6 protein-coding genes are annotated in these 8,272 nt (G+C 43.2%); all 6 read right to left on the bottom strand.

Annotated elements, in window-relative coordinates; genetic code table 11:
- Window positions 1-72 precede the first annotated feature (72 nt).
- The 6 genes from FCV43_RS14470 to FCV43_RS14495 all read right to left on the bottom strand — a co-directional run bounded on the left by FCV43_RS14470 (window position 73) and on the right by FCV43_RS14495 (window position 7,825).
- Entirely contained in the window at window positions 73-2,931 is a 2,859-nt protein-coding gene (locus FCV43_RS14470) for a M16 family metallopeptidase (RefSeq protein ID WP_136995584.1), read from the bottom strand.
- 101 nt (window positions 2,932-3,032) lie between these two features.
- Window positions 3,033-3,494 carry a YqaA family protein gene (locus tag FCV43_RS14475; protein WP_113799281.1) on the bottom strand — a complete coding sequence of 154 codons (462 nt, stop codon included), beginning with the start codon at window positions 3,492-3,494 and terminating at the stop codon, window positions 3,033-3,035.
- A complete protein-coding gene (locus tag FCV43_RS14480) occupies window positions 3,488-4,438 on the bottom strand; it encodes an NADP-dependent oxidoreductase (RefSeq protein WP_136995585.1) in 951 nt (316 codons plus the stop codon). The genes FCV43_RS14475 and FCV43_RS14480 overlap by 7 nt, the downstream gene beginning before the upstream one ends.
- Window positions 4,439-4,614: 176 nt before the next feature.
- A complete protein-coding gene (locus tag FCV43_RS14485) occupies window positions 4,615-5,745 on the bottom strand; it encodes a sodium ion-translocating decarboxylase subunit beta (protein ID WP_017054187.1) in 1,131 nt (376 codons plus the stop codon).
- A gap of 9 nt (window positions 5,746-5,754) precedes the next feature.
- Window positions 5,755-7,536, bottom strand: a complete 1,782-nt coding sequence (gene oadA, locus FCV43_RS14490) for a sodium-extruding oxaloacetate decarboxylase subunit alpha (RefSeq protein ID WP_136995586.1) — start codon at window positions 7,534-7,536, stop codon at window positions 5,755-5,757.
- Window positions 7,537-7,567: 31 nt separating this feature from the next.
- Entirely contained in the window at window positions 7,568-7,825 is a 258-nt protein-coding gene (locus tag FCV43_RS14495) for an oxaloacetate decarboxylase subunit gamma (RefSeq protein WP_017054189.1), read from the bottom strand.
- Window positions 7,826-8,272: the final 447 nt, after the last annotated feature.

An 8,272-nucleotide genomic window follows, 5' to 3' on the forward strand; every position in this document is an offset into this window, starting at 1 on the left:
ATTATAATTCGTTGGCCCATGTAAAAGAGGCTTCGAGAGAGACATATGGCCTCTCCCTATTTAATGTGTGCTCTAATGGATAATTTCAAGCTCTACGACAGGAATATCCAATTTTTCTAGCTCAGGTTTGAGGGTTTTGGCATCTCCTACCACTATAAATTGGTAGTCGTTTGGATCAAACCATTTGCGGGCTAAATTGTTCAACGTCTCTTTATCCACCATTTCTACAATGTCGTTGCGCTGTTGTAAGTAATCTTCGTCTAAGCTAAATGCTAAGATGTTACTTAACAACATTGCTTTTTGAGCTGGCGTTTCGTACTTCAAAGCGTCCTGCTGTCCTACCGCCAAGCGCATAAAATCAACTTCATCTTGGGTCAGTCCACTAATACTGATTTCTTGTAACTCATTTTGCAGTTCAATAATAGATGCTACCGTCACATCCGCACGAACTTGAGCATTAAAGACGATGGCCCCGGTCTCCCTATTACTTGCAAAGTAGCTACCAGCACCATAGGTATAACCTTTATCTTCACGTAAATTTTGATTTATGCGACTATTGAAATTACCGCCTAAGTTAAAGTTTGCCAATTGACTTAAGTACAACTCACCTGTGGCATCAAAAGGCAGCCCTTTTCTCACCATACGAACGATGCTTTGAGGAGCGCCCGGCTTATCAACAAGATAAAGTTTCTGCTCTGTTAGTGGCTTGACAATTTGTGGTCTCAGCAACGGAGCTGCCTCAGCTTCCCAACTTTCGATAAAAGAGAGCTCTTTTTTGATCTCACGTTTGGATACATCTCCCACAACAATAATATGAGCACCTTGTGGCGTGTAGTTATCTCGGTAGAAGTTTTTAATATCTTGTAGCGTGATTGATTTGATCGATTGCTCAGTACCATCACTTGAGCGTGCAAAGATAGAGTCACCGAAGAGCACTTGTCTCGTCGCTTGTGAAGCCATCCAGCTCGGTTGTTGGTGTTGATAAACCACACCTTCTAACATCTGCATTTTTAGTCGCTCAAAATCGTCTAGCTCAAAGGCAGGCGTAAAGAGTTGCTCTTCCACAATCGCTAATGTTTCCGATAAATTTTGCTTCAGAGATGAAACGGTGATCTTGGTTGTATAAGCGCCAGCACTAATATTAATCGTACTACCTAATCTATCCAATTGTGCTTGAAGGGCTTCAATGGAGTGAGCTTGAGTCCCCTCTTCCATCATAGCGGCAGTGAAATTTGCTAACCCCTCTTTTCCTCGTGGAACATATCGCTCTCCTGCTGGAAGTTGGATTTGCAATTGTACGGTTGGCGTTTCATTGCTCACGGTTCCAAGTAACTCAGTACCATTGGTGTAATGGAGCTTATATAGGCTCGGCATTTCAGCTTTTACCGCTTGAGCAACTTCGGGGATTTGTGAGCGATCAAACTCATCGACTGCACGACGGTAAACAAGTTGATCATCGGTCACTTTCTTATATTCAGGAAGCGTTCGATCAGGAGTGGTAAAGGTTGCTTTTCTGACAGCTAGCTTTTGTTCTCCCTTAGGAATAACACTTAACGTTACTTTCGCTTTACCTTTGATGAAATCATCGTAGGCTTTTTCTACCGACTCAGGAGAGACAGATCGAATCTGATTTAGTTTAGACTCTAATCGATCTGGCTGACCATAAAATGTTTGGTTTGACGCTAATTGTGACACTTTCCCACGTACACTCTGCAATGCAAAAACGGCATTCGCTTCTGCACTACCTGTTATTTGATCAAGTCTTTCTTGCTCAACACCTTGCGCTTCAAACTGCTCAAGTGTAGCCATCACTTCTGAATATAAATGGGTAAGATCGCCTTTATCTCCAGAGTCACCCATGGCATAGACGTAAAGGGTACAGGCTAATTCTGCACAATCTTGAAATGCACCTGCATCTACCGCTTTTTGCGTCTTTATTAGGTTTTGATATAAGTAGCTATTGGTGCCGCTACCTAACACGTTTGCCAGTGCATTCACTGAAGATTCGCTGGAGTCTCCGCGATAAGTGGTAGGCCAACCAATCAGAACCATCGGCTGACGAATTCGGTCTTCTAATGTGATGTATCGATCTGCGTTCAATACTGCGGGCGCTTTCGGTGCGTTTTCAACATCAGGTCCTGATGGAATCGACCCAAAATATTGATTCACCCACTCTAACGTTTGATCAACATCGATATCACCACCAATGGTAATTACCGCATTATTGGGACCATACCAACGCAAGAAGAATGCTTTAAGATCATTAACATCAACTCGATCTAAGTCTTCAATATAGCCGATAGTCTGCCAGGAATATGGGTGGCCTTCGGGATAAAGCGCTTCTCCCATTTTCTCCCACATCAAACCATATGGACGGTTATCGTAACTCTGCGCACGTTCATTTTTTACGGTATCTCTTTGTATCTCAAACTTCTTCTGAGAAACCGCATTTAATAGAAAACCCATCCGATCCGATTCAAGCCACAACATTTTTTCTAGCTGGTTCGAAGGCACGGTTTCGAAGTAGTTTGTTCGATCACGATTGGTGGTGCCATTAAGTGTTCCACCAGCTTCAGTAATGATCTTAAAGTGTTGCTGATCACCCACATGCTCAGATCCTTGAAACATCATATGCTCAAAAAAATGCGCAAAGCCAGATTTACCAATCTCTTCACGAGCGGAACCAACATGATAAGTCACATCGACATGAACAAGAGGATCAGAATCATCAGGCGATAAGATAACGGTTAACCCATTATCTAATAGATATTTTGAATATGGGATCATGACCTTATCAGCGCTAGAGTCGACCTCTTCAACAAGAGTGACGCCTTTAGGCAATGATGAGAAGAAAGGAACCGATACTGGTACTTGAGATGAGCAGCCATAGAGGGCGATGAGGGATAAAGCACCAAGACAAACTTTTTTCATTGGTTCTCCTTAAAAATTGATAGCAAAAATATCATCGGTGAAATGCTGAGAGCAACAGACAAAATCTATAGACCAAATAACGATATACGATGATAAATACATTAAAAAAGCTCTAAAAAAACAGCCGATAAAACACAGTAACGCAATGCTTTACCGATAAAAATTAAAATCATGCATGGCCAAAACTTCATCCTTAACCAACCAGCAGCAAGGCATAACGGATCGCCTATGATGGGAAGCCAGCTTAAGAGCATCGTCCAATAGCCATATTTTTTTAACCAAGCTAATGCTTTATGACCATGTTTATCCTGCTCAGTTCGATTAGGAAGCCAAATACCGATCCAATAATTGGTTAACCCCCCAAGCGTATTACCTGTAGTCGCTATCAATATGATGCTTAAAACTGAAAATTGATTCAGGCTAAGTGTGGCAATCACGCTTGCTTCTGAACCACCAGGCAACAAGGTTGCACTCAAAAAACCACTAAAAAAAAGTACCCATAATGCTGAATCTGAAAACCATAATGCAATATCTTCAAACAGTGCGTTAAAAAGTTCTAGCACTGCATACCCAACAGCACCTTACCGCGAGTATGACCAGTTTCAATTTGGAGGTGAGCGTCTTGGGCTTGTTCCAATGGATAAATTTTATGGATTTCAGTTTTTAATAACCCGACGCTGACCATGTACATCAACGCATCAAGTTGTTCAATATCAGGTTTAACCAACATGCCATTGGCCGTAAAACCTAGAAGCTTTGCTTTCTCACAAATAAGCTCTGCTGACAGGGTTGGAACCGTCACAACTCGCGCACCATCTTTTAGGCATTTAAGTGCATCTAAAGCGATATCGCCTCCGACTAAGTCAATCAGAACATCGACATCAGATACACGCTCTGAAGCTGGTGCAAATTGGTAATTAACCGCGTGGGCCCCTAGATTCGCAAGGTAATCTAAATTCGCTTCACTGCAAGTGGTGTATACCTCAGCTTTGGCTGCAACCGCAATTTGCACTGCAAGATGCCCGACCCCGCCAGCACCAGCTAAAATAAGTACTCTATCGCCCTCTTTAACTTCCGCATTATTGATGGCCTGCGCAGCAGTTTGTCCCGCTAAAGGCAGTGCTGCGGCAGCTTCCAAGGTGATCGCATCCGGCACTGCACACAAATCCGTTTCGGCCACACAGATATATTGGCTATAGCCTCCCCCTTGAAGAGGAAAGCCAATAAAGCCGGCAACATTATCATTGATAGAAAATCGGGTAGACGCTGCTCCACAGGCGACGACTTTCCCTGAAATGTCATATCCAGGAACCCAAGGGAGGTTATCTTTATTTTGTGCAGCAGCCCAACCAAGACCGGCTCGAGTTTTGACGTCAATAGGGTTCACACCAGAAAACGCAACCTTAATTAACACTTCATCAACTTTTGGTACTGGGACCGGTGAGGTTGTCACTGCTAAGGTCTGCGCGGAGCCAAATTCAGTGATTACGATTTGCTTATTTTCCATAGAAAGTCCCTAATCTTGGATTGAGTACATACTGCTATTGTACTTTGATGGGTGTTTATCGCACTTAACAGCAAGTTGTGCACACACCGAAAAAAATAGGTAATAAAAAGGGATGCAATTGCATCCCTTTGACTATAAACCATTTCATACTTATAGGTTAAGCATTAGCGTCTATTTTAACCCGCTAGTGCAAGCAAAATACCAGCCGCTACCGCAGAGCCTAACACACCTGCGACATTTGGCCCCATAGCATGCATTAATAGGAAGTTTTGTGGGTTAGCTTCTAAACCAACCTTATTTACTACCCTTGCCGCCATTGGTACCGCAGAAACACCCGCCGCACCAATCAATGGATTAATGTCCTCTTTCGAGTATTTATTGAGTAATTTAGCCATCAGTACACCCGCAGCCGTACCAATACTAAAGGCAACCGCCCCTAATGCTAAAATACCTAAAGTTTCAAAGTTTAAGAACTTATCAGCTTGCAGTTTAGAACCAACACCTAGGCCTAAAAATATTGTCACAATATTGATTAGCTCATTTTGGGCGGTCTTGGATAGACGATCCACCACACCGGCTTCTCGCATTAAGTTACCCAAACAGAACATACCAACTAATGGCGTTGCTGAAGGTAAGAATAAGATCGTCATAATCAAAACGGCGAGTGGGAATATAGTTTTCTCCATTTTCCCAACATGACGCAGTTGAGCCATTTTAATCTTACGCTCTTCAGGCGTGGTTAACGCTTTCATAATTGGAGGCTGAATAATCGGTACTAACGCCATGTAGCTGTATGCTGCCACCGCAATAGCTCCGAGCAAATCAGGTGATAGCTTACTTGCTAAAAAGATAGCGGTTGGGCCATCTGCGCCACCAATGATGGCAATCGATGATGCATCTGCCATCGAAAATTCCATTCCTGGTACATAGTTAAGTAATATCGCCCCAAATAGGGTCGAGAAGATACCAAACTGTGCTGCGGCTCCAAGCCATAGGGTTTTAGGGTTGGCGATCAACGCACCAAAATCCGTCATAGCTCCTACGCCCATGAAGATCAGTAGCGGGAAGACACCCGTTTCAATTCCAACATGGTAAACGTAGTAAAGTAACCCACCCGGATCAGTAAAACCGGCATTAGGTATATTGGCTAATACTGCACCAAAACCAATAGGCAATAGTAGTAAAGGCTCAAATCCTTTCTTGATAGCTAAAAAGAGCAGAATACAGCCAACAAGCATCATGCAAATCTGGCCAAATTCGAAGTTTGCGATCCCTGTTTCCGACCATAAGATCTTTAATCCGTCCATGGTACTCCCTTATGCCAAGCTTAGTAGTGGAGAACCGACAGCTACAGCATCGCCCTCTTTAACGTGTAAGTCTTGAACAATGCCACCACGAGCTGCTCTAACTTCAGTCTCCATCTTCATCGCTTCAAGCAATAGCAGTACGTCGCCTTCAGCAACTTCAGCACCCGCTTGCACATTCACTTTGAAGATATTTCCCGCTAAAGGCGCTGGAACAACTTCACTATCACTTGCTGGAGCAGGAGCCGCAGGGGCTGCTGATTTTGCTGGAGTGACTGATGACAATTGCCCTTGAGGACCCACTTCTACATCGTAAACTTGACCATCAACTTTAACGCTATAAGTTTCCACTGAACCAACAGATGCAGGCGCGGCAACAGGAGCCGTCGCAGCCTGTGCTAATTCTAATGTTGGAGCAGGTTCAAACGCTTCAGGGTTACGGCGGTTTTTAAGGAATTTAAGTCCAACTTGAGGGAATAACGCATAAGTCAGGACATCATCAACGGTATCTTCGGCTAAAGATATGCCTTCTGATTTCGCTTTGCTGAGTAGGTCTGTTGTTAAAGTATCGAGTTCGTCAACCAACAAGTCAGCAGGTCGGCAAGTGATCGCTTCTGCGCCATTGAGAACTTTCGCTTGTAACTCGGCATTCACGGGCGCTGGAGCCGTTCCATATTCACCTTTAAGAACACCAGCTGTCTCTTTGGTAATACTCTTATATCTTTCACCTGTCAGTACGTTAATTACTGATTGAGTCCCTACAATTTGCGACGTCGGTGTCACCAAAGGAATGTAGCCTAAATCTTTACGTACACGTGGGATCTCTTCCAGAACTTCATCAAGACGATCCGCTGCACCTTGCTCTTTTAGCTGCCCTTCCATATTGGTTAGCATGCCACCAGGTACTTGAGCGATCAGGATGCGAGAGTCCACCCCTTTCATCTGCCCTTCCCACTTCGCATACTTTTTACGAACATCACGAAAATATGTCGCAATTGGCTCTATTTGTTCAAGTTTAAGATTTGTATCACGCTCTGTACCTTCAAGCATCGCAACAACGGTTTCAGTTGGTGTATGCCCATAAGTACAGCTCATTGATGAAATAGCCGTATCTAAAATATCAATGCCCGCTTCTACCGCTTTAACAGCCGTCGCCGTTGATAAACCTGTCGTAGCATGGCTATGAAGAGCCAAAGGAACATCACATGACGCTTTAATACGTGTTATCAACTCTTCGGCTTCATAAGGTTTCAGTAAGCCTGACATATCTTTAATGCATAGAGAGTGGCAACCAAGATCTTCTAAACGCTTAGCCAGATCAACCCAAGTATCTGAATTATGAACCGGGCTGGTTGTGTAAGAGAGTGTACCTTGCGCATGGCCACCCACTTTAATTGTGGCCTTAACAGCCGTTTCAAAGTTACGCACATCATTCATCGCATCGAAGATACGAAATACGTCCATACCATTGGTATGCGCACGCTCAACAAATTTCTCAACAACATCATCTGCGTAATGGCGATATCCGAGTAAATTCTGTCCTCGTAATAGCATTTGCATTGGTGTATTTGGCATTGCTTTCTTTAATTCACGTAAACGTTCCCAAGGATCTTCCCCTAAAAATCGAATACACGAATCAAACGTCGCTCCACCCCATGTTTCAAGAGACCAATAACCAACTTTATCCAGTTCTGCTGCAATAGGCAGCATATCTTCAATACGCATACGCGTAGCAAATAGTGACTGGTGGGCATCACGAAGTACCACATCTGTGATCGCTAGTGGTTTAGACATGCTCATTAACTCCTTTTAATACTTACAAATGCTATTTAGCTGTAGAGGTACGGTATTGATGTACCGCAGCCGAAATCGCGGCTACTACACTTGGGCTGATAGCAGAGGATTCTGATGTAACTTTTTTATTTTGAGTGGTAGGTGTGATCGGTGCTGGTACTTCTTCTGGTACCAGTTTGGACATCAACCGAACTACGTAAACTAGAATGGTGAGGAAAATAAAGACGACCGACATCCCCGTAACCATCAGGGTTGCAGCATCTACTAGCAGGCTTCCAATATGTGTCATGTTGCTTCCTTTCTTCGTCATCCTGACATGTGCAGGACTCCACGATTATAAATCCCGACAAAAGGATTATCTCGATTGGTAAAACTTTGTCAATTTTGTTTAAGGAAGAGTTCTATATAAAGCACAAATCAGATGAATATTTGTACACTCAAATCACATAAATCTGATCTTATGGCCTTTTTTAGACTAAAAAACTAGTGAATATTGCCAGATTACTGAAGAAATGGGGTCAATAGTGAGATGAGGTTAAAATTTCTGAGATTAACTAATAAAAACAATTGGTTGTATTATTCAAGTTAACAAGAAGTAATAGAAATGTTAAATACAAAAAAGCCTCGCATTGCGAGGCTTTTTTAATCTCTAAAAGAGTAATAATGGTGCGCGCGGGAGGATTCGAACCTCCGACCGCCTGGTTCGTAGCCAGGTACTCTATCCAGCTGAGCTACG

The sequence above is a fragment of the Vibrio genomosp. F6 genome (assembly GCF_005146325.1).
Lineage (GTDB): Bacteria > Pseudomonadota > Gammaproteobacteria > Enterobacterales > Vibrionaceae > Vibrio > Vibrio cortegadensis.